The 26,293-nt window shown below is 39.4% G+C and carries 21 protein-coding genes, 11 pseudogenes and 2 other annotated features; of the genes and pseudogenes, 12 read left to right on the top strand and 20 right to left on the bottom strand.

What is annotated here, in order from left to right:
- From F890_RS17885 to F890_RS02345, 3 genes and pseudogenes are all read right to left on the bottom strand, one after another.
- Positions 1-215, bottom strand: a 215-nt coding sequence (locus F890_RS17885; RefSeq protein ID WP_171066857.1) for a transposase, incomplete at its 3' end; no start/stop codon positions are given.
- Between the two features lie 11 nt (positions 216-226).
- A pseudogene (locus F890_RS02350) lies at positions 227-847 on the bottom strand (helix-turn-helix domain-containing protein); the annotation flags it as partial.
- 80 nt (positions 848-927) lie between these two features.
- On the bottom strand, positions 928-1,629 hold the full coding sequence (locus tag F890_RS02345; protein WP_004282341.1) for an IS1 family transposase: 702 nt from the start codon (positions 1,627-1,629) through the stop codon (positions 928-930).
- A 137-nt stretch (positions 1,630-1,766) separates the two neighbouring features.
- Between F890_RS02345 and F890_RS02340 the strand changes: the two genes are divergently transcribed.
- The 4 genes from F890_RS02340 to F890_RS02325 all read left to right on the top strand — a co-directional run bounded on the left by F890_RS02340 (position 1,767) and on the right by F890_RS02325 (position 6,132).
- Complete coding sequence (locus F890_RS02340) at positions 1,767-3,734, top strand: AI-2E family transporter (RefSeq protein ID WP_004782579.1); 1,968 nt, start codon at positions 1,767-1,769, stop codon at positions 3,732-3,734.
- A 281-nt stretch (positions 3,735-4,015) separates the two neighbouring features.
- Positions 4,016-5,113: a catalase family protein gene (locus F890_RS02335; RefSeq protein WP_005100728.1), complete on the top strand. Its 1,098-nt coding sequence runs from the start codon at positions 4,016-4,018 to the stop codon at positions 5,111-5,113.
- Between the two features lie 213 nt (positions 5,114-5,326).
- Entirely contained in the window at positions 5,327-5,773 is a 447-nt protein-coding gene (locus F890_RS02330) for an SRPBCC family protein (protein WP_004281784.1), read from the top strand.
- 11 nt (positions 5,774-5,784) lie between these two features.
- A complete protein-coding gene (locus F890_RS02325) occupies positions 5,785-6,132 on the top strand; it encodes a DUF488 domain-containing protein (protein ID WP_004281785.1) in 348 nt (115 codons plus the stop codon).
- A 112-nt stretch (positions 6,133-6,244) separates the two neighbouring features.
- Here F890_RS02325 and F890_RS02320 read toward each other — a convergent pair whose 3' ends face one another.
- From F890_RS02320 to F890_RS02300, 4 genes and pseudogenes are all read right to left on the bottom strand, one after another.
- The gene (locus F890_RS02320; RefSeq protein WP_004282344.1) at positions 6,245-6,946 is read right to left on the bottom strand and encodes an IS1 family transposase; all 702 of its coding nucleotides are present in this window, start codon (positions 6,944-6,946) and stop codon (positions 6,245-6,247) included.
- 173 nt (positions 6,947-7,119) lie between these two features.
- On the bottom strand, positions 7,120-7,434 hold the full coding sequence (locus tag F890_RS02315) for a putative quinol monooxygenase (protein ID WP_005265638.1): 315 nt from the start codon (positions 7,432-7,434) through the stop codon (positions 7,120-7,122).
- Positions 7,435-7,611: 177 nt separating this feature from the next.
- Positions 7,612-8,831 (bottom strand): IS3 family transposase gene (locus F890_RS02310; RefSeq protein WP_121980446.1). Its coding sequence is split into 2 segments (ribosomal slippage): positions 7,612-8,555 and positions 8,555-8,831, totalling 1,221 coding nucleotides; the frame shifts between segments, so codons are not numbered across the junction.
- Positions 8,440-8,556: a sequence feature (AL1L pseudoknot), on the bottom strand. It overlaps the preceding gene by 117 nt.
- 50 nt (positions 8,832-8,881) lie before the next feature.
- Positions 8,882-9,349, bottom strand: a pseudogene (locus F890_RS02300) (NAD(P)H-dependent oxidoreductase); the annotation flags it as partial.
- A 149-nt stretch (positions 9,350-9,498) separates the two neighbouring features.
- Here F890_RS02300 and F890_RS02295 point away from each other — a divergent pair.
- The 4 genes and pseudogenes from F890_RS02295 to F890_RS02285 all read left to right on the top strand — a co-directional run bounded on the left by F890_RS02295 (position 9,499) and on the right by F890_RS02285 (position 11,912).
- Positions 9,499-10,389 carry a LysR family transcriptional regulator gene (locus F890_RS02295; protein WP_004281790.1) on the top strand — a complete coding sequence of 297 codons (891 nt, stop codon included), beginning with the start codon at positions 9,499-9,501 and terminating at the stop codon, positions 10,387-10,389.
- A 225-nt stretch (positions 10,390-10,614) separates the two neighbouring features.
- A pseudogene (locus F890_RS02290) lies at positions 10,615-10,896 on the top strand (helix-turn-helix domain-containing protein); the annotation flags it as partial.
- A pseudogene (locus F890_RS17875) lies at positions 10,890-11,254 on the top strand (IS3 family transposase); the annotation flags it as partial. The pseudogenes F890_RS02290 and F890_RS17875, both read left to right, overlap by 7 nt.
- Before the next feature lie 196 nt (positions 11,255-11,450).
- The gene (locus F890_RS02285) at positions 11,451-11,912 is read left to right on the top strand and encodes a DIP1984 family protein (protein ID WP_004281794.1); all 462 of its coding nucleotides are present in this window, start codon (positions 11,451-11,453) and stop codon (positions 11,910-11,912) included.
- Between the two features lie 386 nt (positions 11,913-12,298).
- On the opposite strand, the pseudogene F890_RS02280 reads toward F890_RS02285, so the two are convergent.
- The 6 genes and pseudogenes from F890_RS02280 to F890_RS02250 form a co-directional block, all read right to left on the bottom strand.
- A pseudogene (locus F890_RS02280) lies at positions 12,299-13,548 on the bottom strand (IS3 family transposase).
- Positions 13,143-13,259, bottom strand: a sequence feature (AL1L pseudoknot). Its footprint overlaps the pseudogene before it by 117 nt.
- An 83-nt stretch (positions 13,549-13,631) precedes the next feature.
- A pseudogene (locus F890_RS02270) lies at positions 13,632-14,162 on the bottom strand (sulfite exporter TauE/SafE family protein); the annotation flags it as partial.
- Between the two features lie 41 nt (positions 14,163-14,203).
- Positions 14,204-14,698 carry a flavin reductase family protein gene (locus F890_RS02265; protein WP_005100646.1) on the bottom strand — a complete coding sequence of 165 codons (495 nt, stop codon included), beginning with the start codon at positions 14,696-14,698 and terminating at the stop codon, positions 14,204-14,206.
- Positions 14,699-14,795: 97 nt separating this feature from the next.
- Positions 14,796-15,839 carry a methionine synthase gene (locus tag F890_RS02260; protein ID WP_004281804.1) on the bottom strand — a complete coding sequence of 348 codons (1,044 nt, stop codon included), beginning with the start codon at positions 15,837-15,839 and terminating at the stop codon, positions 14,796-14,798.
- 51 nt (positions 15,840-15,890) lie between these two features.
- A complete protein-coding gene (locus F890_RS02255) occupies positions 15,891-16,874 on the bottom strand; it encodes a putative oxygenase MesX (RefSeq protein ID WP_004281805.1) in 984 nt (327 codons plus the stop codon).
- 306 nt (positions 16,875-17,180) lie between these two features.
- Positions 17,181-17,851, bottom strand: a pseudogene (locus F890_RS02250) (IS5 family transposase); the annotation flags it as partial.
- Between the two features lie 524 nt (positions 17,852-18,375).
- Between F890_RS02250 and ltrA the strand changes: the two are divergent.
- Positions 18,376-19,617, top strand: a complete 1,242-nt coding sequence (gene ltrA / locus F890_RS02245) for a group II intron reverse transcriptase/maturase (RefSeq protein WP_005265635.1) — start codon at positions 18,376-18,378, stop codon at positions 19,615-19,617.
- 97 nt (positions 19,618-19,714) lie between these two features.
- Here the strand turns inward: ltrA and F890_RS17865 are convergent.
- Positions 19,715-19,971 (bottom strand): annotated as a pseudogene (locus F890_RS17865) (transposase); the annotation flags it as partial.
- Between the two features lie 177 nt (positions 19,972-20,148).
- On the opposite strand from F890_RS17865, the gene F890_RS02240 reads away from it, so the two are divergent.
- On the top strand, positions 20,149-20,817 hold the full coding sequence (locus tag F890_RS02240) for an epoxyqueuosine reductase QueH (protein WP_004281809.1): 669 nt from the start codon (positions 20,149-20,151) through the stop codon (positions 20,815-20,817).
- Here F890_RS02240 and F890_RS02235 read toward each other — a convergent pair.
- From F890_RS02235 to F890_RS17860, 3 genes and pseudogenes are all read right to left on the bottom strand, one after another.
- Positions 20,814-22,205: a methylenetetrahydrofolate reductase C-terminal domain-containing protein gene (locus F890_RS02235; protein ID WP_004281811.1), complete on the bottom strand. Its 1,392-nt coding sequence runs from the start codon at positions 22,203-22,205 to the stop codon at positions 20,814-20,816. The genes F890_RS02240 and F890_RS02235 overlap by 4 nt on opposite strands.
- Before the next feature lie 188 nt (positions 22,206-22,393).
- Positions 22,394-22,495 (bottom strand): annotated as a pseudogene (locus F890_RS18435) (putative oxygenase MesX); the annotation flags it as partial.
- Between the two features lie 24 nt (positions 22,496-22,519).
- Positions 22,520-22,636 (bottom strand): annotated as a pseudogene (locus F890_RS17860) (transposase); the annotation flags it as partial.
- Between the two features lie 120 nt (positions 22,637-22,756).
- Between F890_RS17860 and F890_RS02230 the strand changes: the two are divergent.
- A complete protein-coding gene (locus F890_RS02230; protein ID WP_004679438.1) occupies positions 22,757-23,620 on the top strand; it encodes an IS982 family transposase in 864 nt (287 codons plus the stop codon).
- A 53-nt stretch (positions 23,621-23,673) separates the two neighbouring features.
- Here the strand turns inward: F890_RS02230 and F890_RS02225 are convergent, their stop codons facing one another.
- Positions 23,674-24,879, bottom strand: coding sequence for a tyrosine-type recombinase/integrase (locus F890_RS02225; protein WP_004281814.1), 1,206 nt, complete (start codon positions 24,877-24,879; stop codon positions 23,674-23,676).
- 302 nt (positions 24,880-25,181) lie between these two features.
- On the opposite strand from F890_RS02225, the gene F890_RS02220 reads away from it, so the two are divergent.
- Positions 25,182-25,613: a PPC domain-containing protein gene (locus tag F890_RS02220; RefSeq protein ID WP_004281816.1), complete on the top strand. Its 432-nt coding sequence runs from the start codon at positions 25,182-25,184 to the stop codon at positions 25,611-25,613.
- Between the two features lie 118 nt (positions 25,614-25,731).
- On the opposite strand, the pseudogene F890_RS18960 reads toward F890_RS02220, so the two are convergent.
- Both F890_RS18960 and F890_RS19375 read right to left on the bottom strand, forming a co-directional pair.
- Positions 25,732-26,135 (bottom strand): annotated as a pseudogene (locus F890_RS18960) (integrase core domain-containing protein); the annotation flags it as partial.
- Between the two features lie 34 nt (positions 26,136-26,169).
- Positions 26,170-26,293, bottom strand: a 124-nt coding sequence (locus F890_RS19375; RefSeq protein ID WP_005265633.1) for an IS3 family transposase, incomplete at its 5' end; no start/stop codon positions are given.

The raw sequence follows: 26,293 nt of genomic DNA, 5'->3' as shown, positions 1-26,293 counted from the left end.
ATACGTAAAGACAGACGGAATAAGGATTTAATCATTAAGCAGCATTGGATGGCTGCGTCGGAGTAGGTTTGATTTCGCCCTTGTTTGCCTTTTGATGGCGCATACCATTGCGTAGCAGGATCAAACCAAATGGCAATATTTCCGCGACTCATGAGTGCTCGGTTATATGCGGGCCAATTGGTTGTGCGGTAGATTTTGTGTGTAGGCTTCTTCATTTGAAAATTATATCGCTATAAAAGGCCAGAGGCTTACCGTATTGTTCAATGTAGGCTCGGGTTGAAAGCATATAGTCGAAGGTCGTTTCCGCCTCACAGAAGCGCAGATGCAACAGCTTTCCAGTGGCATCATCGATATAAACCAGCAAGCAGCACTTAGCAGCGCGTCCTTCGAACCAGTCATGATATGAGCCATCAATCTGGATTAGCTCACCGAAGCAATCCCGGTTATAACGTGGCTGATATGGACGTTTAAGGCGCTTGGATCGTGGAATCCAGAGGTCATTTGCAGTCATCCAGCGCCGAAGCGTTTCTACCGGGATATTCAGGTCAAACATGCTGCTGAGCTTCTCATGGGCCAAGGTAGGTCCAAATCCCAGCAGATGTTCAGAAATAATGGAAAGACATTTTGATTTTAATAAATCGTCATGGCGATGATGGCCCGGTTGACCACGACTGGCATGCGCCATACTTGAAACACCATCTTGATTGAGCTTCTGTAATAACCGGGTAATTTGACGGGTTGAAAGATTAAGGATTTCAGCAGCACGGACTTGTGTAATACGATGATCTCGAACGTCTTGCAGAACTGCAAGACGTTGAATTTCTTTGTCAGACATAGTGATCAGCATCTATATTTATATCCAGTCCATGATGGTGAAAACCATCATAAACTAGACATTTTGGTGGTGTTTCAAAAAGTATGCTGGCATTAAACGAATCCATTATTGATATAAAAGAACACTAAATCAAAGGCTTTGAAATGATTTTCAAGCTTTTTGGAGAAGTTGCAGCTTCTCCTAAAGCCTCGCCTGATTCGATGCCGTAACCGACAATTATTGCCTTCTATACCCACAGTGAAAAATTTACCAATCAACTGTTTGCATTCTTTAAAGGTCGTAACAAAGCTATCCCAATGGTCACTTGATATACATGTATAGCTTACACCTAACTGCTTCAATTTTAATTTAAGTCGTTTTGCAGTGGCTAAATCTCGGTTACCCCATACATAAGCAACAATTTCACCTGTTTCTCGATGATAGGCATAAATTAGCCATTGTTTATTTTGCTTATGACCAACAAAAGTCCAAAACTCATCTACTTCAAGGGTTTCATAATGACTTTGCTGTGCTCGAAGTTGATATTTTGATTGGCTAAGTGTCCGTAGAACTTTACCGATACTTACTCTTTCAATTTCTGCTATATCCCTGACACCACTGCCTCGCACCATGAGGTGTAATATTTTGGTTTTGATACCTGAGTGACAGCCTTGATAACTGAGAGCATGATCACCAATAAATTGACGTCTGCATATTTTACATTGGTAATTTTGCTTACCATCTACTTTTGTGCCATTTTTCTTTATACTGTCACTTAGGCAGGCTGGACACTTGATTTCTAGAGTTATTCGCATTTCTCTATTTTATCAAAATCCAACCTGCTTTTTTTCAGCATACTTTTTGAAACACCACCAAAAGTTTTACTTCTGGGCCGAGTGTATGGGACGGCGCCATCACGACCATTGATACGGTAGAAAGTTCGATATAGGACGTGACTCCAGTTGAACAAACCCAGGGGGTGCAGCAGGTGCAGGTGGTTGGGCAGCAAGCCAGTACCACTGAAACGGCAATGCAGTGGGGCGCGAGGATCTTTCATCCCTTGGCCACAGTCGGGATTGTTTTTCTGTTTGTGGTACTGATTTTACTCAGTCGCAAAGACTTGCATGACCGTTTGTTGAAATTGCTGGGCGGCAATTTAAACGTCGGTACAGATGCACTGGATGATGCCGCAGACCGGATTGGAACCTATTTGCGGATGCAGTTGTTGGTGAATGTCACTTTCGGTATTCCCATGGCGGTGGGCTTATGGCTGATTGGTGTGCCTGCTGCGATTATGTGGGGAATTGTCGCGATCGGAATGCGCTTTTTACCCTATGTCGGGCCCATGATCTCGGCCTTATTTCCCATTACCTTGGCATTTGCGGTTGATCCGGGCTGGAATATGGTGCTCTGGACCATTGGGCTGATTCTGTTACTCGAGCTGATTAGTAACAATGTGATTGAACCGTGGTTGTATGGCGAAAGTACCGGTCTTTCCACTTTGGCGATTATTCTTGCGGCGACATTCTGGACTACGCTATGGGGGGCTGCTGGACTGATTCTCTCGACGCCATTGACGGCGTGTTTATTGGTATTGGCTCACTATATTCCGGCATTGGGATTTATCAAAACCCTGATTGGTAGCGAACCGGTACTGACGCCACCGGAACGCTTTTACCAGCGCCTGGTTGCCGATGAAGTAGAGGATGCCCTTGAAGTTGCCCAGGATTATATTCAACAGAAATTGCCGAAAAAGCCCAGTGAGGAAGTCGTCGTTCGTAAGGTCAATGCCTTTTATGACGACGTTGCCATTCCCGCCATTCGTTTGTTTTCGCAAGGACATAGTACCGAAGCCAGTGCCGAGCACCGTTTAAGAATGCATCAGGGCTTAAAGTTGTTTAATCATGATTTCCAGCAAAAGTACCCAGCTCCAAATACAGCTGGTCCTGCGCAAGTGGTGTGCTTGGGGGCGCGTTGGGAAATTGATGTATGGGCATCTTCCATGTTGGCCCATGGTTTAAACTTAAGAAAAATTGCCGCGCAAAGCCATAATGAAGTACTGATTCAATCAAAAATGGATGTGCTTGAATCCTTGCCAGAAAATACTCAGATGCTTTGCATTTCCATGTTTTATCGGCAGCCTTTGGCACAAATTCGCTTGTTGAATCATCGCATCCGTAAACGTCTGCCGAATATTAAAATTATTTTTGCCACCTGGGGCAATGTCAGCGATGAATTGCGGGACGAGATTCAAAACCGTTTTCAACCGGATGCCGTGGTATCCACGGTGAATGAATTGATGCTGAGCATTGATGCGCTGATGCTACAACAAGGTAAAAATCCTGCACGTGAATTGCTTGCGGAAAATGAACCGGAACGTTTGGCGGCCTTGCATGAACTGCAATTGCTTCAACCTGAAACTTTACTGATTTATCAGCAGTATATTGAAGAAGCCTGCCAGGCATTTAACGTGAAATATGCGCAAATTTCCCTGGTTGATGAAAAATGGGTGAATACCCCAGCCAGCCCGCTGGCAGATGAAAATCAAAATCCGATAGAGGCACGCATTCCCCGGGAAGAATCCATTTGTACCCATCTGGTTCATCAGAATGAAGCACTGATTATTGAGGATATAGACCGAGATCCGCGTTTTACCCATAACCCGGAGTTAAACAGAAATAAAATCAAATTTTATGCCGGTGTACCTTTACGTACTAAACAAGGTCTGGTGTTAGGCAGCTTTTGTGTTCTGGATAAGCAAATTCGGCAGATGAGCGAAGATGATCTGGTGTTATTAAACCAGCTTGCAGACGATTTAATTCAGACACTGACGAGTGACAAGGCGCAAACCCAAAAGCTAGAGGAAATTGCCAAGTTACAACAAGCCAAGGGTGGCTCTCTTCAGGATTTTTTAAGCTAAAAAAAGGCTAAAAGCGAAAACAAAACTCATCTTCCTGGAAAATGAGCTGGATCTCCCGACGAAGCATAAGCATGAAACTTGCAAAGTTAAATCACTTTTCAATTTTTGACGTGCTCTATTTTTTCACCTCATCGGTCTTTGACTCGGTCTGCATGTCGTATTTACCAAAGACCCTCAAAGCATTAACCAATGAATTAACTTGTAAAGCGAACTCCTTGTTAGATTAATACAAAAAATTCAGTGCAATTGATCCATATTCAAAAAATCAAAAGGAAGCAAGTATGAGTGCGAATTATGTGAACTATCGTCCCGAAGTAGAGCAAAAACAGGAAAATGAAGAAGAGGATATTCTGCATATTACAGAACAGATGGCACAGACCAATAACCAGGTTTTTGACCGGCACCGTCATGCGGTTCGTGATGCACATGCAAAATCCCATGGTTTCTTAAAAGGCATTTTGACCGTTCCTGAAAATTTGCCGGCTCATTTGGCTCAAGGGATTTTTGCTCATCCGGGCTATTATGACGTGATGGTACGTCTATCGGCTGCGCCCGGCGATCTGCATAGCGATAAAACTCCGGCTCCGCATGGTTTCGCCCTTAAAATTTTAAATGTGCCGGGACAGCGCTTATTGCCGAATGATCCAAGCGATGGTCATCATCAGGATTTTCTGATGGTCAATATTCCGGTGCTGACTTTTGGAACAGTGCGTAAATATAAGCAAATGCTGCCTTTTATTACGGAAGCAGAACAGGCGCCTGAACCGGTTATGCGTAGCTTGCGTCAGGTGATGCGCGGCGTAGATTATCTGGTAAATCGCGCAGGCTTTCCCGCACCTGCAAGCTTAAAAGGTCTGGCGCGTAGCCAGCATCATGTATTGGGCGAAACCTATCATAGTATGGCAGCGCTTCGTTATGGCGATTATATTGCCAAAATCAGTGTCGCACCCGAATCTGACTCGGTGAAGAAACTCACCGGTATCCAGATGCAAATCAATGATGATTCCGCTATTCGTGACATCGTCCGGGATTTCTTTCAGAAGTATACGGCAGATTATGTGATTCGTGCGCAGCTATGTACCGATTTGAGGACTATGCCCGTCGAGGATGCGGCTGTGCTGTGGAAAGAACAGGAATCACCGCATCAGGTCATTGGTCATTTGCACTTTCCCCAACAGGATACTTTCAGTCCGGCACGTCGGGTGTATTCCGATGACGTGCTGTCTTTTAACCCTTGGCATGGCGTGACAGAACATCAGCCATTGGGTTCCATTATGCGGGTGCGTATGCAGGCATATGAACGTTCATCGTCTTTTAGGCATCGCATGAATACCCAGCCGCGTACAGAACCGCATCAGATTGATGACATGCCGGATTAAGGGGTTTATGTTCGGATGCCAGAATTAAATTAAAGCTATCTGCTTGAGCACAGCTGTTTTTAATGTAGAAATATTCTGGAAGCTGTTGAGCATTTTTCAGTAGAGCTAAATGCAGTGAAAATCCACTCTGAATGTCATACCAAAGCCATACAGAGCCAGGAATCAACAGCAGTAGACTTAAGCACACAAAACAACAAAAAGTGAGAAAAACAAATGCCCAGTACAGTCAAACTTCACCGTGTATTCACTGCACCCCCAGAACGGGTGTTTAGAGCCTTTACAGATCCTGATGCCTTGGTGAAATGGATGGCGCCGCATGGTTTTACCGCCAAAGTCCATCATCTTGATGCGAAAGTGGGAGGCAGCTATAAAATGTCCTTTAGCAATTTTACCACCGGTACCAGCCAGTCTTTTGGCGGAACCTATCATGAAATTATGCCTAACCAGTTGTTGCGCTATACCGACCAGTTCGACGACCCAAACTTACCCGGTCAAATTGACGTCACGATTCAGCTCCACCCGGTTTTTGTGGGCACGGAAGTGCATATCACCCAATCGGGTATTCCAGATGTGATTCCGGCAGAGGCCTGTTATCTGGGATGGCAGGAATCCTTGCAATTGCTGACTTTATTGGTCAATGCCGAAATTCCAGATCAATAAATAGATGACCCATGCAAATTCAAATCAAGCGTGCCTATGCCGAAGTTTTAGCGTCAGATGGTAAACGGATTCTGGTCGATCGACTTTGGCCCAGAGGCATCAAAAAGCAGGATGCTCAAATTGATATGTGGCCCAAGGAAATCACGCCCTCGACTGAACTGCGCAAATGGTACGCGCAGGATCCTGAACATTGGGAGATATTTCAACAGCGCTATACAGCGGAACTTGTTCAGCAAGCCAAGACATTGCAGCAAATTCGGAAGATCGCTGAGCAGGAACAAGTCACTTTAATTACTGCAGCCAAGAGCATAGATTATAACCATGTGATTGTACTGAAACAGCTTTTGGAACAAGGCTGATCTTTATCTTGTCTGCTTTTATTCCATGGAATAAGTAGGGTTTTAAGCAAGAGATTGACTTGTAAAATGCTATAGTAGAGTTTTTGGTGGTGTTTTAAAAAGTATGCTGACATTAAATGAAGCCATTATTGATGTAAAAGAAGGTTAAGTCGAAGGCTTTAAAATGGTTTTCAAGCTTTTTGGAGAAATTACAACTTCTTCTAAAACCACGCCTTATTCGATGCCTTATTTTGCAATTATTACCTTCAATTCCTACAGTAAAAAACTTACCAATACTTTGCTTGCAGTTTTTAAAAGCAGTGATGAAACTATCCCAATGATCACTTGCAATTCGGGTGTAGTGAATACCTAATTGTTTAAGCTTTGTCTTCAACCTTTGGACTGTAGCTAAATCTCTCTTACCCCAAACATAAGCAACAATCTCACCTGTTTCTCGATGGTAGGCGTAAATAAGCCATTGTTTATTATTTTTATTTCCAACAAAAGTCCAGAATTCATCTACTTCGAGAGATTCATAATGACTTTGTTTAGGCTGAATTTGATAGGCCGATTCAGTTAAAGTCCGTAAGACTTTACCGATACTAATGCGCTCAACTTCAGCGATATCTCGTATACCGCTGCCTCTGACCATTAACTGTAATATTTTACGAGTAATGCCAGAATTACATCCTAGATAGCTCAGAGCATGGTCACCAATAAACTGACGTTTGCAGTCTTTGCATTGGTAGTTTTGTTTCCCATCTACTTTGATGCCATTTTTCTTTATACTGTCACTGAGGCAGGTTGGACATTTGATTTCTAGAGTTATTTGCATTTCTCTATTTTATCAAAATTCAACCTGCTTTTTTTTAGCATACTTTTTGATACACCACCGACATTTTTATTGGTGAGAATATAGACACTTTAAATGGGTTCTAACATTTTAGATTCGTATAACGTGTATTATGTTAATTTTAGAGAAACTCATAAATGAATATAATAATTTGATTAAAATCCATTCTCTAAAATTCGGATATCAACACCAAGAACATCATCTTTTATCTTAAAGTGATGTTCTTGCATATGTACGGTTGCAAGGTGGGAATCTAAATGCTTGATACTTTTCCATTTTTTCAACATAACGACTGTATTTTTCAATGGCGCCTGATAAGACGCATGACTCTCATGATTAATAAGTAATTCGTAACCAAAACAACCATCTTCTTCAAGCACTGTTGGTGTGATCTCCTTGAATGAATTGATTACATGTTGCAGATGCTCTGAACCGGGTTCTATTTTAATTTCAGCAATAATTGTTAACATCATTTACCTCTATATCACTGATGCAGGAAAATTACGGATCAAATGTTGGCGATAGTCATCTTTTATTTGTGGTACGTTTGGTGCTTTGATGACGTCATGAGCAATAAATGTTGACATGCTTTGCATACCAAGAAACTCTGAACCGTACCGGGTTTGTCGGAGACTTTTTTATTTAAGTTAGGCCACCTGACCTAACGGGTTAATCTTATCATAGTACATTGCTTCAAACTCAAAAGGCGATACATAACCCAGTGCACTGTGTACACGCTTTTTATTGAACCAATCTACCCAGTTTAGTGTCGCAAGTTGTACATCTGCTAAACCTTGCCAATCTGCTTTTAAATATTCAATCACCTCTGTTTTGTATAAGCCATTCACCGTTTCAGCCAAAGCATTATCGTATGAATCACCAGTTGTACCGACTGATGCTCGTAAATTTGCAGCTTCTAAACGATTGGTATAGCGAATAGAAAGATATTGAACACCTCTATCGGAATGATGAATCACATTCTTTGGCATGCCTCGATCGTGCAATGCTTGCTCAAGTGCATCGAGTACCATATCTGTATTCATCCGTGTAGATACTTTCCATCCAACAATTGCTCGTGAGAACACATCAATAATAAAGGCGGTATAGACCCAGCCTGAATGAGTTTGAATATACGTAAAGTCACTGACCCATAATTGGTCAGGTCGATCAGCACTAAAATTACGTTTCACTAAATCATCTGCTCGTTTTTGGTCATCTCGGCTACGGGTGGTTTGTTTGTTCTTACCTCGCCAAACACCTTGTATACCTAGCTTTTTCATCAATCGAGCAACAGTACAGCGTGCAATAATATAGCCTTCACGTTTCAGTTTTTGCCAGACTTTACGTACACCATATCGACCTGAACTTTCCTTCCAAATTCGTTTAATTTGTTCAGCATGATGCTCATCATGTAAATCTCGCTTTGCTCGATGTTCTGGATTTTCGCAGAGATCTAGAGTCCGGTAATAGGTTGAAGCTGCGATCGGTAAAATCCTACAAATCGCATCAACACCATATAAGTCTTTATTGTTATGGATGAAATCCACCATTATTTGTGTGGGCGGTCGAGCTCCGCCTGGGCGAAAAAAGCGGCTGCTTTACGTAGAATTTCATTGGCACGCTTTAATTCTTTAATTTCACGTTCCATTTGCTTCATTTTTTCTTGATCAGATATCTGTTGTACTTTAATAGGATTTTGCTGATCTAAATGCTTTTGATGCCAGGCACGAAGTGTTTCAGGAGTACAACCAATCTTAGGCGCAATTGCTGTGATTGCAGCCCAAGTAGAAGGATAATCTTTTTCAGATTCAATCAATAATTGAACCGCTCTTTCTCTGATTTCAGGGGTATATTTTAATTTTGTCATCGGGATAGTCTCTCAGAATATTGACTCTCCGACAAACCCGGTACGGTTCACTCATTGGCTTTTCGAAAAGGCAAATAAACCCCATCTACACCTCTCCCCTCAAAAAATTGTTTTGGATCAGTGAATGCTTCAGCAGGTGCATTCCAAGTTAATGACAGCATAAATTTTTTGCCATGCATTAAACCTCCCGAACCATATTTTTTAGAAGTATCCGAACGTGAACGACCATCATTTGCGTATATATGACCATGACCTTCAGTAAATACATCATCAATATATTTTTTTACTGTCCATGGTGCACCCATCCACCAGCCTGGCATTTGATAAATAATAGCATCAGCCCAAAGATATTTTTTTACCTCCTCTTTTGGATCAAAAGCACTATCAGCACGCGTAACTTTAACTTTATGACCTAATTCGGTTAATACTTCTTCTGCTAAAATTGTCAAGGTATCATTCAATTCACCATTAGAATGGGCAAAAGTTTTAGCACCATTGATAATTAAAATATTATTCATCTTCATCCCAAATTAAATAGAGAAGTACAATATAAATTTAAGATCCATCAACATAAATGCAATTATTAACAAAACATTATTGATTAATTGTTAATAATTAAAATTGATATATAATTAAAAATTATTTTTTATTAATGATTTACTTAGATATGAAATCTACATTTGATGAACTTTTAGTATTTGTTACGATCGCTGATTGTGGCTCTATAGTGAAAACAGCAGAACAATTAAATCAAACAACATCTGCTATCAGTCGCACATTACAACGCCTCGAAAAAAAATTAAATGTTAAATTAATCGAACGTACAACCCGTAGCCTTAACCTTACCTATGATGGAAAAATTTTTTTAGAAAGAGCAAGAAAATTACTTTCTGATTTGAATGAAGCTGAAGAGTTGTTAATTAATCCAGGTACTGAACCTACAGGCTTAATTAAAATAGATTCAGCAACACCGTTTGTATTGCATGTAATTATTCCATTAATACCAGAGTTTATAGAACGATATCCAAAGATCAGTATTGAACTAACTAGTCATGATCATGTAATTGATTTATTAGAGCATAAAATAGATGTTGCTATACGATTTGGTGATCTAGAAGATTCAAGTCTCTATGCAAAATTATTATATAAAAGTCGTTTGTATATCGTTGCTAGCGCTGAATATCTCAAAAAAAATAACTTACCAAAATCTATTATTGAGTTAAATCAACATAGATTATTAGGATTTAGCCATCCTTTGCATTTAAATAATTGGCCAATTTATATAAATGATCAACTATATAAAACTTCACCATCTATTACAGCTTCTAATGGCGAAAGTGTTCGTCAACTTGCTTTACAAGGCGTAGGAATCGCTTGTCTCTCTGAATTTTTAATTTTAAAGGATATAAACGAAGGTAAATTAATTGCTTTATTTGAAGATGAAATAAAAATTCATGAGCAAAAAATCCATGCTGTCTATTACAAAAAAAATTATATACCTAAGAGAGTTAGATTATTTATTGATTATTTATATGAAAAATTACAACAGCTTAATTAATTTTAAATGGATTTTTCAAACCAAAGTTTGAAAAATATCTAATTTTTTAGGCATATTTTAGTTGAATAATGTTTGAAATAAATCTCCATTTAACATAATGGTTGTTATGCGAAGTCGACTTGTTAGAACCCATTTAAAGTGTCTATATTCTCACCAATAAAAATGTCTGGTTTATGATGGTTTTTATCACCATGGACGGGATATAAAATATAGATGCTGATCACTATGTCGGATAAAGAACTTAAACGATTGTCGGTTTTGCAGGAAATCTGCGATCAACGCATAACTCAATCCCAGGCTGCTCAGCTACTTCTACTTCATATTTCAGAATGTCAGGTCAGACGCTTACTGCAGAAATACAAAGTTCAAGGTCCAGCTGCATTAGCCCATACGGGTCGTGGCCAAACCAGCAATTCCAGGCTTTCTGAAGAACTCAGACTCAAGTGCCTCAATATTGTTTCTGATCAACTGCATGGTTTCGGACCAACCTTGGCGCATGAAAAGCTTATTCAACAGGAGTTATGGTTCATTCTGACCAAGGCAGTCAGTACTGTAGTCGTGCTTTTAGAGCGCTATTATTGACGAATAACTGTATTCAAAGTATGTCACGCAGTCTTGCGCAGTACACTGCTCATGTTGGGACAATGCAGTGACTGAAAGCTTCTTTCATACATTGAAAGGTCATGTAATCCATGGCAGTGTGTTTGCCACTCGAAAAGAAGCGAATGCTGTCTTGTTTGACTATATCGAGATTTATTACAATCGAATCAGAATACATTCTGCAAATGGCTGGTTAAGTCCTGAAGCCTTTGAACAAAAATATTGTAAGAATTTAGAGGGATCGAATGTCCACAATACTGTCTAGGATCAGATAAAGGATTCTGCATCTGAAAAAAGGCCTTTAGCTTAATTCTGAGCTTCGACTAATGACAAAATATAAGACTTCTACCTCTGAAAATTATAAAAAATCAATTTTTTTGATTTTTAAAGAATGAGGATATAGTATTTGTAAAATTACTTAGCTGCTTAAAACTTAATTCTAATTGGTTAATAGGTGAAAAATGAAATTAGCAGAAGCTCTCTTACTTCGAAGTGATCAACAAAAAAAAATTATTTCACTAAAACAACGTATCAATGCAAATGTATTGGTACAAGATGGTGATAAACCATCTGAAGATCCAAATGAACTACTAAAACAAGTATTTGCTTTAATTCAAGAATTTCAAAAATTAAGTTATGCAATTCATGAAACTAATGCTTTAACAAAATTAAATGATGGTCGTTCTTTACTTGCTTTATTGACTTTGCGTGATGAATTTGTAGAACAGCACAAAACCCTAACTGCAGCAATAAGTAATACATCTCGTGAATCTGATCGTTATAGTACGCGGGAAATAAAGTGGCATAAAGTTATTCCAGTTTCATCATTACAAAAACAAGCTGATGATATTAGTCTTAAATTACGTGATTTAAATGTGGTGATTCAGTCGAGTAATTGGAAAATTGATTTGATTGATGCCTAATAGTCCTTTAGATATAATCAAGTTGAACATACTGGGCGAGTACAAGATCCCTTACTTCCACAACATAGGATTGTAAATAAAGTGTAGTGGCTTGCAAAGCAAGTGGATAAGCTTAAAATTTTAAGTACAAATCAATCCATCACTTGGCATAACTCAAATCTTTGTGCGAACAAAGTTACATGTTACTTATAACTACCATGTACTGACAGTATGTTCACCTCAATTACTAAAAATAAAGAAATGAGCAAGCACCAGCTCAACTACATTTCTATTTTTAATTCGGTTCGGCTTTGTTGCATAACGAGCTGAAAGACAGATTTTGAAAACAGCAGATTCAAATCACAAGTTGAACCGTACCGGGTTCGTCGGAGACTTTTTTATTTAAGTTAGGCCACTTGACCTAACGGGTTAATCTTATCATAGTACATTGCTTCAAACTCAAAAGGCGATACATAACCCAGTGCACTGTGTACACGCTTTTTATTGAACCAATCTACCCAGTTTAGTGTCGCAAGTTGTACATCTGCTAAACCTTGCCAATCTGCTTTTAAATATTCAATCACCTCTGTTTTGTATAAGCCATTCACCGTTTCAGCCAAAGCATTATCGTATGAATCACCTGTCGTACCGACTGATGCTCGTAAATTCGCTGCTTCTAAACGATTGGTATAGCGAATGGAAAGATATTGCACACCTCTGTCGGAATGATGAATCACATTCTTTGGCATGCCTCGATCATGCAATGCTTGCTCTAATGCATCGAGCACCCTATCTGTATTCATTCGTGTAGATACTTTCCAGCCAACAATTGCTCGTGAGAACACATCAATAATAAAGGCGGTATATACCCAGCCTGAATGAGTTTGAATATACGTAAAGTCACTGACCCACAGTTGGTCAGGATGATCAGCAGTAAAATTACGTTTCACTAAATCATCTGCCCGTTTTTGGTCATCTCGGTTACGGGTGGTTTGTTTGTTCTTACCTCGCCAAACACCTTGTATACCTAGCTTTTTCATTAATCGAGCAACAGTACAGCGTGCAATAATATAGCCTTCACGTTTCAGTTTTTGCCAGACTTTACGTACACCGTATCGACCTGAACTTTCTTTCCAAATTCGTTTAATCTCCTCAGCATGATGCAAGTCATGTAAATCTCGCTTTGCTCGATGTTCCCCTTGCGAAGCAATGCTTCTCATCGCAGAGATCTAGAGTCCGGTAATAGGTTGAAGCTGCGATCGGTAAAATCCTACAAATCGCATCAACACCATATAAGTCTTTATTGTTATGGATGAAATCCACCATTATTTGTGTGGGCGGTCGAGCTCCGCCTGGGCGAGAAAAGCGGCTGCTTTACGTAGAATTTCATTCGCACGTTGCAGTTCTTTATTTTCGCGTTCCAGTTGTTTGATACGTTCTTGGTCTGAAAGCTGCTGTACTTTAACTGGATTTTGTTTATCTAAATATTTTTGATACCAAACACGTAGTGTTTCAGGAGTACAACCCTTGCGCAGTATACTGCTCAGGGAGCAATAGCTGTGATCGCAGCCCAAGTAGAAGGATAATCTTTTTCAGATTCAATCAATAATTGAACCGCTCTTTCTCTGATTTCAGGGGTATATTTTAATTTTGTCATCGGGACACTACGCTTCGCTACGTCTTGCGAAGCAATGCTTCTCATCTCAGAATATTGACTCTCCGACAAACCCGGTACGGTTCAGCCTTCTGCATGACCACACCATAGCGATTCAGATATGGAACCGTCAGACTTCCACCACCAATACCAAAGATTGCTGATGCAACCCCAATCACACTACCTGCAGCAACTTGTTGACCTGATGAGGGTAACGTTTTCGTTGGGTCAATTGCTTTTTTGGCACCTGTAAACATCGTATATGCGACCCAAATCAGAAATAAGCCAACAATGATTTGTAGATGTAATCCTGATATCAAACCAGCAATACCTGCCCCAAAAAAACAACCAATCGCCATAGGTGGCGCTAGATTTTTAAAAACAGGCCAAATCACAGCACCAGTTTTATGATGCGCCATCAATGAGCTAATCGAGGTTACAACAATGGTTGCCAAAGACGTGCCTAATGCGAGGTGCATAACCACATCGGGGTCATAGCCCATTTGGGTAAAGACAATAAAAAGCAGTGGTACAATAATCGTACCACCGCCGACACCAAACAGCCCTGCTGCAAAACCAGCAAAAGCACCGATGACTAAAAAGGTTATAAGTTCCACAATAGACTAACTTTAAAAAATGAAAGAATTAAGGTATTGAGTTAAGCGTGTTCTAACTGCCCTACTTGATGATAAGCACGGTTAAAATAGACCAAGCTTTCTTCTTGATCGCTTTGTTGAACTTGAAGCACACGACACATGAAAATACTGTGTGTACCCACTTGCTGAATATTCTCAATCTGACAGTCAAAACTGACCAAAGCATTTTGCAGAATCGGCGAGCCTGTCTCTAAACCGCCCCACTCGCCCAGTTGAAAACGCTGTTCAGAACTGAATTTACTTGAAGCAAAGGCATTTGAAAGCTGTTCATGCTGAGTACTTAGTACGTTTACAGCCAAGACTTTATTTTCAACAAAATGGGCATGTGAACGGGAGGATTGATTCATACAGACTAATAACATTGGCGGTGTATCCGTCACGCTACATACGGCAGATGCAGTAAATCCATGCATACCTGTTTCACCCGAAGTCGTAATAACATTCACTGCTGTGGTGAGTAAGGACATTGCATTTCTAAAGTCTGTTGCTTCAATCATCTCTTTCATCTCAAATGTACATATCACGTGCTCGCGCATAAAGCTGGACAAATGACCTTGCGATGATTTGTTCTGCTTCGCACGAGACTACGTTTGATTAAGCTTCTAGCTCTTTACGAACAATGGCAGCACCTGCGCTTAAAGCTTCAAGTTTGCCACGTGCCACTTGGCGAGATAGCGGTGTCATACCACAGTTAGTTGAAGGATACAGTTTATCTGCATCAACAAATTGCAATGCTTTGCGTAGCGTATTTGCTACTTCCTCTGCAGTTTCCACTTGAGTGGTTGCCACATCAATTGCACCCACCATCACTTTCTTACCACGGATCAATTCGATTAAATCCATTGGTACACGTGAGTTTTGGCATTCAAGTGAAATAATATCGAGCTTAGATTGTTGTAGTTTCGGGAATGACTCTTCGTATTGACGCCATTCATTACCTAAAGTTTGTTTCCAATCTGTATTGGCTTTAATGCCGTAACCATAGCAAATATGAACTGCAGTTTCACACTTTAGACCTTCAAGTGCACGTTCTAAGGTTGGTACACCCCAGTCATTCACTTCATCAAAGAATACGTTAAACGCAGGTTCATCAAATTGAATAATGTCTACGCCTGCTGCTTCAAGTTCTAAAGCTTCTTGGTTCAAAATTTTGGCAAATTCCCAAGCCAGTTTTTCACGACTCTTGTAGTGTCCGTCAAAAAGTGTATCAATCATGGTCATTGGACCAGGCAACGCCCATTTAATTGGCTGACTGGTTTGGCTGCGTAAAAATTTCGCATCGTCTACAAACACTGCTTTTTTACGAGAAACTTCACCCACAACTGAAGGTACACTTGCATCATAACGATTACGAATACGCATGGTTTCACGCTTTTCGAAATCTACACCTTCAAGATGTTCAATAAACGTGGTTACAAAGTGCTGACGGGTTTGCTCACCATCACTCACGATATCGATACCTGCAGTGACTTGCTCATGTAATGATAATTTCAAAGCATCACGTTTAGCTTCTAATAATTCTTCGCCTTCAAGCTTCCATGCAGACCATAATTTTTCAGGTTCAGCTAACCAAGACGGTTTTGGCAAGCTACCCGCAGTTGAAGTTGGGAGTAAAAGTTTCGGTTGTGTAAGCGCCATGTCTAATCTTCTTTCTCTAAAATTCGTCAGTCTGTGTGTCAATTCGATGTCTTAAGCAGCTGTTTCGACCTTAAAGTTTGCTGCCCATTCATTTAAAATATCTTGATATGGTTTGATGAAGTTTTCTTCTGTCCATTTACCTTGCTTAACCGCTAACTCAGCACGTTCAACACGGTCATAAACGATACGTGTCAGTGAGTAATCGCCATAGCTCAAGCTTGGTTGATATTCCACACCTGCCGGAGAGTTGGTGTTGTAAATTTCAGGACGATAAATTTTTTGGAAGCTTTCCATGGTTGCAATCGCGCTGATCAATTCAAAATCAGTATAATCACGGACTAAGTCGCCAGCGAAATAGAATGCTAATGGTGCATTACCACCTTCTGGTTTGAAGTAACGTACACGTAAGCCCATTTTGGCGAAATATTCATCGGTACGTGAATATTCATCATTGGTATATTCCTCACCTAAAATAGGATGTACGTTTGCCGTACGGTAATAGGTTTTAGAGGTTGAAACACTTAAACAAATCACAGGTGGCTTGGTAAATTCTGCCTTAAATACATCTGAATTCACCAAATGTTGATACAATTTACCATGTAGATCTCCAAAATCTTCAGGTTTTTCACCTACACCACAACCCAATTGAGGCAATACTACGCTGAAGTCGTAATCACGCACATAAGATGAGAAGCTATTGCCGATCATGCCTTCAATACGCTCCCCTGTTTTATGGTCAATCACTACACTTTTCAGTGTTTCAATAAATGGGAAAGTTTGACCATTACCTTCGATATCAATTTCAGCAGAAATGATGTCAATCTCAAGTGAATAGCGATCACCTTTCGGGTTATCAACGGTTGCCAAGCTATTAAAACGGTTGTTGATCATCGCAAGGGTACGACGCAAGTTTTCTTCACGGCTTTCCCCACGTGCCAAATTGGCAAAGTTTGTGGTTAAACGTGTGCTTTCTGCTGGTGTATAATTCTCATCAAAACGGATACGTTTAATTGAACACTCAAATGCTGTACTCATGGAGATTGCCACCTAAAAATTTTATAAAAAGCTAAATTTCTGAATGGCTGTATTTAAACGTGAATAAGAAAGTGAGTAAAACGATATAAATTCAGCTTAAGATGAGAAATACTCATCTTAATAAATTAAAGATTCTGAGGATTTTTAGTTATTCAGTAAGTTAAGTGGCTATCTAAAATCTTTATCTGAAATTGATAATGTTTTTTGCAACTCTACTAAAGATAATAAATCTCCAACTATCAAGTATGTGTAAAGGCTTTGTTGCACAAAGATTTGAAATGCAAAGCGCCCCTAATTGAGCCAAATTTAAGGCGTAACTTGGGTAAGTGGTCGACCTAATTCCGTAAATCTGTTGAGGACTGCTACACGTGCATGAATCTCATTCACTTGGCTATCAAAGCTCCTTGCACTGAGTTTATCTGCTAATAATTTAATGCAGTGCATCTTGGTTTCAACCAAACTTCGCCGATGATAGCCTGACCATTTTTTCCATAGTGTCCTACCTGAGAAGCACTGCTTCGCAAGATTAACTGTTCGAAGTAATTTATTTCGTTCTAGCGAGCTACTCTTTGTATCTTTCCGTGGTTTCGCATTTTTTCTAGGTGGAATCACCATATGCGCTTGCCGATCTGCAATGACCTGACGGCATTGCTTGGTGTCATAAACTCTATGGGTATAAACAGAGTCAATCCGCTCATCTTGTGGAATTTGATCAAGTAAATCACCAAGCACCTGTGAATCACTGACATTATTGGTTGTGAGCTCAATAGCGCGTATTTGAGGGGTTTTAGCATCTATACCAATTGTAGTTTACGCCATTGGCGACGACATTCAGGTCCATGTTTCTTGCGCTTACACTCGCCCTCACCTAGAAACTTCATGCCTGTAGAGTCCATGAGTAGATGTAGCCCATCGCTACTTTTTTGGTAGCTGATTGCAATATCAATATGCTTTTATCTTCTACAAAGCGTGGTGTACGAATATCAGTGTGCCGCAGCAAGCGGCGTAAGAGATGAGGGTATGGCCCCTCGCTATCGGCTTGCAGGAGCAGGTAGCAAACCACCATAAGCGGCTTGGATCAAAAGTCCCGGTCGTGAGCGTTATGGAAAAGGCGTTGTAAAGGCGTCAGGTAAGAATTAGGAAGGCGAACACCAGTGAACTGCCGTTCAAGTGTCGAAAGTACTCAAATGACATCAAAACCGGGGATGGATGTTGCCCCGCGATCAGTTTGGCCGTTACCTGCTTACGGGCCATTCGGTGTCCGGCGTAGAGGCAGCGCGATCCTAATTCAGGCTTTTACGTTGAACTGCGGGAACCTTCGGTGGCGATGTCAAGCGAAAGGTACAAGCTCAAAAGGCAAGGCCGATAATAGCAATGCGTCACCAAGGGGCGGAGCAGCTCGTAGTAGTGTTGAAGTTACTGTAATGGTAATGGAGCGAAGGGGCTGCATTATCCAGGTCTGCGGTCTTGTCAACTGCACAAGCAGGAGGAACAAGGCTTTATGACCAAACCATTTAACATTCCTAAAGCGTTAATTTGGGAGGCATTCAAGAAAGTCAAAGAGAATGGCGGTGCTGCAGGCATCGATCATGAATCTATTGAGCAATTCGAACACCACTTAAAAGGCAACCTGTATAAACTATGGAATCGACTTTGTTCAGGCAGTTATTTTCCACCGCCAGTCAAAGGTGTTCCGATTCCAAAGAAATCAGGTGGGGTACGTATGTTAGGCATTCCAACAGTAGCGGATCGAGTAGCACAAACAGCTGTCAAGCTTATATTGGAGCCACAGATTGATCCTCTATTTCATCCAAACTCTTATGGATATCGTCCAGGGCGTTCTGCCCATGATGCGATAGCTGTGGTGAGACGACGAAGTTGGGAGTATGACTGGGTTGTGGAATTTGATATCAAAGGTCTATTTGATAACATTGACCATAATCTACTCATGCGTGCACTTAAGAAACACTGCGAAATTCCATGGATTCTTCTCTATGTAGAACGCTGGTTAAAAGCACCTATGCAAAATGTAGATGGTCAAGTTTTAGAAAGGAATCACGGCACACCGCAAGGTGGAGTTATCAGTCCTCTATTGGCTAATTTATTTATGCATTATGCTTTTGACATGTGGATTACCAAGAATCTTGCGAGTGTAAGATTCTGCCGCTATGCGGATGATGGAGTAATTCATTGCCGAAGTTTATCTCAAGCCAAACTTGTTTTACAAAAGATTGGTGCACGATTTCGTGAATGTGGACTCGAATTGCATCCAGATAAGACAAAGATTGTTTATTGCCAAGATGTGAATCGTCGCCAAGCATATCCCGATGTTCAATTTACTTTTCTCGGGTACACGTTTAGGCCCCGTAAGGCTGTGGACAAGTATAAAAGAGTTTATGTAAATTTCTCTCCTGCAGTCAGTCGTGATGCACTTAAAGCAATGCGACAGACTATTCGGAAATGGCATCTACATCTGATGTGTAATCGCGAATTAAGTGATTTATCTGCAATATTCAATCCAATTCTTCAAGGTTGGCAGCAATACTATGGTCGATTCCATGGTTCAGCAATGTCAGCGATCTGGCAACACATGAATGCTTATCTTATACGCTGGATGAGGCGTAAGTATAAAAACTTGGCCCGTCATAAAAGACGGGCTAGATATGCCTTAGGGCGACTTGCGCGTGATTTTCCAAATGCCTTTGTGCACTGGAAAATGGGATGTTTACCATCGGTTGGATAATGGGAGCCGGATGAGCTGAGAGGTTCACGTCCGGTTCTGCGAGGGGCTAAGGGTGAGATTCCCTTGGTCTACTCACCCTGATATTCGGGGCTGCTCATCCGCAAAGTTTAATCAGACTTTGCACAAAGCCAGTGACTATACGTAAAGACAGACGGAATAAGGATTTAATCATTAAGCAGCATTGGATGGCTGCGTCGGAGTAGGTTTGATTTCGCCCTTGTTTGCCTTTTGATAGCGCATACCATTGCGTAGCAGGATCAAACCAAATGGCAATATTTCCGCGACTCATGAGTGCTCGGTTATATATGCGGACCAATTGGTTGTGCGGTAGATTTTATGTGTAGGCTTATTCATTTGAAAATTATATCGCTGAAAAGCCTTTACAGATAGGTTTGTGCAACAAAGCCGTTCTTATTAAATTTCAATTAGTGAATTTCTTTCATCTTAACCTTAGAAAATATCAGTATATCAAATCCTTACTATCTAATTAAATCGTTAAAATATAGGGTTTAGATTTAAACCCATATAACTATGTCAAACAAACTTGAACGTCAGAAATTGACTCTCCCAGCAGGTCATGACAAGCTTCTGCTTCACTCCTGCTGTGCACCATGCTCGGGTGAAGTGATGGAAACCCTAATTGAATCAGGCATCGACTTTTCGATCTTTTTTTATAATCCCAATATTCACCCTGTCAAGGAATATGAAATCCGTAAGGAAGAAAATATTCGCTTTGCAGAAAAACATAATATTCCTTTTATTGACTGTGATTACGATACAGACAATTGGTTTGCACGTGCCAAAGGCATGGAAAATGAGCCAGAGAAAGGTATTCGCTGTATCATGTGTTTTGATATGCGCTTTGAACGGACTGCCCTTTATGCAGCTGAAAATGGCTTCAGCCTAATTAGTAGCTCATTGGGTATTTCTCGTTGGAAAGATATGAAGCAGATCAATGATTGTGGGCATCGTTCTGCTTCACATTATGAAGGTATCACCTATTGGGACTACAACTGGCGTAAAAATGGTGGTGCTGTTCGTATGCTTGAAATCAGCAAGAAGGAAGAATTCTACCAACAAGAATATTGTGGCTGTGTATACTCCTTACGTGATACCAACCGTTGGCGTATGAGCCAAGGTCGTGATCGCATCAAATTGGGCGTGAAATTTTATTCGAATGCCATGGATGATGAAAGCTAAGCTTCAGTCGCCAGATACCAATTTTTCCAGGAACTGGTTCCACGGACTTCAATGGGTACAGTTGGAATCAGTTTTTCTTTTAGAACGTCAGTCTGTCCCACGGCTTTGGCAAGTCGGGCTTTCACAGAATGAATGCATTCACGATCTCCAAACTCACAGAGATCCAATGTCGTACCACCACAAGGACCATTCGCCAATCCTTTGGGACAAGTTTCAGGGCAAATATATAAAGTATCTCCTAACCTACATTGACCACAACTTTCACAACCCACGACCCCTTGCTTAGAGATAAATTCAGTTTTTAACAATGCTTTTGCTGCAGGAGTATTTTCCCAGAGTGAGGCTTTAAAAATAAAATGCCCCACACCTTTGGCAATTTTGGACTCAAATAGAGCCTTGTGCATGAAATGCAATTGCTGATATTTAATAAGCTGGCTAGAGGATGGTTGGCGGGAATAATAAGCTAATTCTGGCACGAGTTCATTTTTAGTCTTCACTTGCCACAGTGCATTCCAGAGTGCTTCGAGTTCCTGTAAACCATAATGTCGATATTGTTCAATATATTTTTCTAAAAGCTTTTGCTCTTCAGGCTTATGGCATGCTGAAAGATGCACACCTGCAAAACCCAAATATTTACACATCAATATTTGTATAGCACAACGTTTATAAGCATTCTCAGTTCGTCCATCCTGTTCTTCCTGAGCCAACGCTCGTAACATGTGTGGTGTAATCACAATTCCTGCGACATTATGTTTCACCATAAAATTGGCACGTGCCAAACTAAGTGGCATAACACAAGCAAGTATATTTTGTGGGTATCGATGACGATTTAAAAAAGCCTTGGCTTGTTTTAAAGCCTCCATATCGTAACCCAACTGGGTAACGATAAAGTCTGCTCCTGCTTTAATCTTTTTGTGAAGTTTTAAATATTGTGCATCACGTTCAGCTTCAGCATATTTAAAGGGATTAAAAGCTACACCAATATGAAATCCACCATAACACTTTGCGGCCATGACCGCATTTACAGACTCTAAATATCGGGTGCGATTCGTTCCATCTTGACCATTTGTATGCCCTTTTAACTTATCACCTGTGAGAAGCAGTAAATTTTTTTGTCCCGAAGCTTGAGTTAATTTTAAGAAGGTCTCAAAATCAGTAATATCCCGACCTTTCCCTGAATAATGGATGATTTTTTCCACTGATGAAGGAAATGTCTTCGCACATTCAAGTGGTGGCAAATCACTATCGGCATGCACTCGATCTGCCAAAGTGATCGCACATGGAAATTCTGCTAAAGACATTGGTACTGCAATGCCCTTAGCAGAACTTAAATATTCCAACAAAATACAAAACTGATTGTGCTTAAAATGGGAAGCAAGCTGTGACATAAAATAAAGTTCAAATAAAAATGATTAAAGCAGGTCGCTATTATATTCGACCTAACAGAATCAGCCCGATTAATCTTAAACAGGCTGATATAGAAAATTTTAGTCAACAATTATGCAATGAATCTATTCAATACATTCAATCAGGCAACTTTCTCATGAGATTCTCGCTCTAATGCGAAATGAAATGCCTATTTTTCAAGAATATTTTGATACGACTTAATGAAGTTCTCTTCTATCCATTTACCTTGCTTAAGATTCAATTGAACACGTTCAACACCGTCATAAACTTTACGAGTTAAGAGAAATCATTATTGTGAACAGACTATTTCTCTAAGTTGATTCATCACAACATGTAATTTATAGCCATAGAACCGGCCCATTGAGCTTTTACCACGAGATGCAATTTTAGATAATGATTTATGGCGGTGAATAGGTTTGTGCAACAAAGCCTATTCTAACCTGAGTTCGATATAAAAAAAGAGTAGAAAAAAAGCCCTGTTTTTGTAACATATTGGTTCTCAAGACAAAATGTTATAAAACAAGGCTTCTCAATGGATCATATTACCGAATTATTTTGTATTTTGGATGATTTCTGCAAAAAATTTAATGAATCTTTAGAGAAAGCTTTAATTTCTAATCAAAAAACCAGGTTGAAAAAGTCAGCTTTAAGCTTGTCTGAAGCAATGACCATTGTCATTTTATTTCATCAATCCGGTTTTAGATTCTTCAAATATTTTTATTGCCAAATGATCGTTCCATTCTGGAAATCTGCTTTTCCTAAACTGCTTAGCTACAACCGATTTATTGAAATCATGCCCCGTTGTTTGCAAGCTCTGAGTAGTTTCTTCCATCAGGTGAAAGGAAAAGATACGGGAATCAGTATCATTGACTCCACTAAATTGGTAGTTTGCCATAATCTTCGGATTAAAAGGCATCGTGTATTTAAAGGCTTGGCCGGTCGTGGAAAAAGTAGTACGGGTTGGTTTTATGGTTTTAAATTACATCTCGTTATCAATAATTTAGGTGAAATTATTAATCTCAAGCTGACATCGGGAAATGTTCATGATGTTGCTATATTAGAATCTTTAACTCAAGAATTAAAAGGGATCCTACTCGGAGACAAAGGCTATTTGAGCAAAGCAAAAGCCGAAGCTTTAGCAGCAAGAGGACTGAAAATATTGACCCCATCACGTCGGAATATGAAAAATAAACCCATCCAAACTGAAGAAGAAAAACAATTACTTTGCAGAAGAGGATTGATCGAAACAGTGAATGATCAATTAAAAAATTTACATCAACTTGAACATTCACGTCATCGTTCGGTAAATAATTTCATGGTGAATATCATGGCTGCTGTAGTGGCTTATTGTTTGAACCCCAATAAGCCAACTTTCCAAAATATGCTAAAAGGTTAAGTGGATTTCATCGAACTCAGGTTATTCTAATTAAAACTTAGATTTCATAACCATTAATTTACAGTACAACTATCAATAAAATCGCCCCACCATTGCATCATTTCCATACGCTGATTAAAATATTCTGCATGATTATAACTTGCACGGGTTTTATTTTTATCAGTATGAGATAGCTGTGCTTCAATCCAATTTGATTGAAATAAACCGGATTCATTTAATATGGTACTAAATGTCGATCGTAACCCATGAGAAGTTAATTCATTTTTAGTATATCCCATTTTTCTGATAATCAAGTTCAGGGTATTAAAATGAATAGGTTTATTATTATTTCGGGGGCTAGAAAACACATATTTCTCGCCATGAGACCAAACGAGTGCTGATTTCACAACTTCAAGTGCTTGATCAGATAGTGGAACAAAAAAATCAGGGATATCATGACCTAAAATAACCTTTCTTCTATATTGTTTAATATGTAAGGCTGGTATTTTCCATATTTTTTTATCTAGATCGAAGTGATGTGGTTCACAAAGCAATAATTCTCCACCACGGACGCCTGTATATAATTTAAATAACAGGGCTTTTTTAATAATAGGATCTGTATTAATCTGATTTAATTTAGCTAAGAAATTAGATAGTTCATCTGAATTCAAATGAGGATAGTTTTTCTTAATCTTATTGTTGACTAATATTTTATGAAGTCCATGTGCAATATTATATTCACAATACCCCATCGCTACCGCATAATCATAAATCTGATTTAAATAACTATAGGCTTTCTTTACAGGTTCTTTTACATTTCTAGATTCTATCTTTTTAATAATCTTAACTAGATCATATCTTTTAATTTCAATAAATGGCATTAGTCCAATATTTGGATAAACATCCTGATCTAAACATTTTTTTGCGAGCTGAATTACACCGCATCGTGGTTCATCTTCAAAGGAATTTTTAATTTTAAATTCTAACCACTCTTCACAAATATCCTGAAAAGTTTTGATGTATTTTTTATGCAGTGGTTTATTTTCATAATTATTAAATTTATATTCATCCCGGACTGATCTGGCCTCTTTCAAGGACATTACAGGATATTCACCCAACTTCATGCGAGGACGTTTATTTGTCCCTGCAAGTGAATAGCGGTAACTCCAAGATTTACGTCCGTTTGGTTCTACCTTCAAACTTAAGCCGTCATCATCTGCCAGAAAATAGATTTTTTCCTTTGATTTAGCTTGACGTACCTTAATTTCAGTAAGACTCATGAATTTTTAACCTAACCACAAATGGCACTGCTCAATTGAATTATAACAAATTTAAGCGATATTCATATGATGCGTATCATACGCATCACATATTTTTATAAGTAATTGTTAAATAAAATTTATATTTAGATTGGTTATTCCCTAGTAACCAATTAATTAACCATTGATTTTGCAAGTCTTAAATTGGCATTTGAAGTGCAGCCCCATGTTATGACTATTCACATTTCTGCTCTATGATTCATGGTTACTTATTAGTTATGTTATTACGTCAGGAGCGATACAAGAATTAGGGTAACCTTATTATGGAAATAGCGAATACGAAATTACTAGCTGGCGCTTTGATAGCCCTAACTTTAACTATAGTTAGCCCTGTCGTACTTGCAAATGATAACAATGATATACGAAAGACTATTGTAGTTAAATTTGCTAAAAAAGCTCACTCTGCAAATTATTACGGAAGGATAGATGGATACAAGTATGATTCCTACAAATTTTATGCTAAAAAAGGGCAAAAGTTAAAAGTGAAGTTGACTGGAGGAAATGTTGAAGCTTACTTATGGGGTAATCAATTAAAAGACTCCATCAATCTTGGAGAATATTCTCCAGAGCTTGATGATAAGGGTATTTATATTTTACCTGCTTCAGGTGAGTATGAAATTAGAGTATTACAACCTAGATCACAGGCAAGAAAAGATAAAAAACCTCAATACTGGATGAGTATTAACATTAAATAAAGACTTGCTAGATTTTTTTAAGCTTTTATACCAGGGTTCAAAAACTATTGCCAGTTAAACGGGGCGTGATTTTTACGTATATGTTTTTATATTAGTAAAAATGATATAGATACGTAATTCATAGAGATCGTTTCAATTTAGCAATCTCTAAATACATCTTGTAACTGGCATGTTGAATCCGTTCATTTGAGGGGGCGTATTGCTTCTGGACTTCATCTAAGAAAGGAGTTTCTTCACATAATTCAAAGTACCTTTCCATCGGTGTTTTACCTTGCAAAGCTGAATGTGGTCTCATCCAGTTACAGTAATGCTGCCATTCTGCCATTCTGCCAGTTTGCTCTGAATTTCCTCTGAATCGATATCTACAGTAGCGTAGAACTCAGATTTATCAGTCTTTTGTGAGCGCTACCTTGCCATTCAGATGAGGTGAACCCGGTTTATTCGGCCTAAATTTGATCCCATACTGCATCATTTTTTCTGTATTTTTTCAACAAAGAATTCTCGTTCACGATCGGTCTGAACCGTACCGGGTTTGTCGGAGACTTTTTTATTTAAGTTAGGCCACCTGACCTAACGGGTTAATCTTATCATAGTACATTGCTTCAAACTCAAAAGGTGATACATAACCTAGTGCACTATGTACACGCTCTTTATTGAACCAATCTACCCAATTTAGTGTC

Origin of the sequence: Acinetobacter sp. CIP 64.7, assembly GCF_000369745.1 — a bacterium.
Taxonomy (GTDB): Bacteria; Pseudomonadota; Gammaproteobacteria; order Pseudomonadales; family Moraxellaceae; genus Acinetobacter; species Acinetobacter fasciculus.
This window is presented reverse-complemented; position numbering and strand designations above follow the sequence as displayed.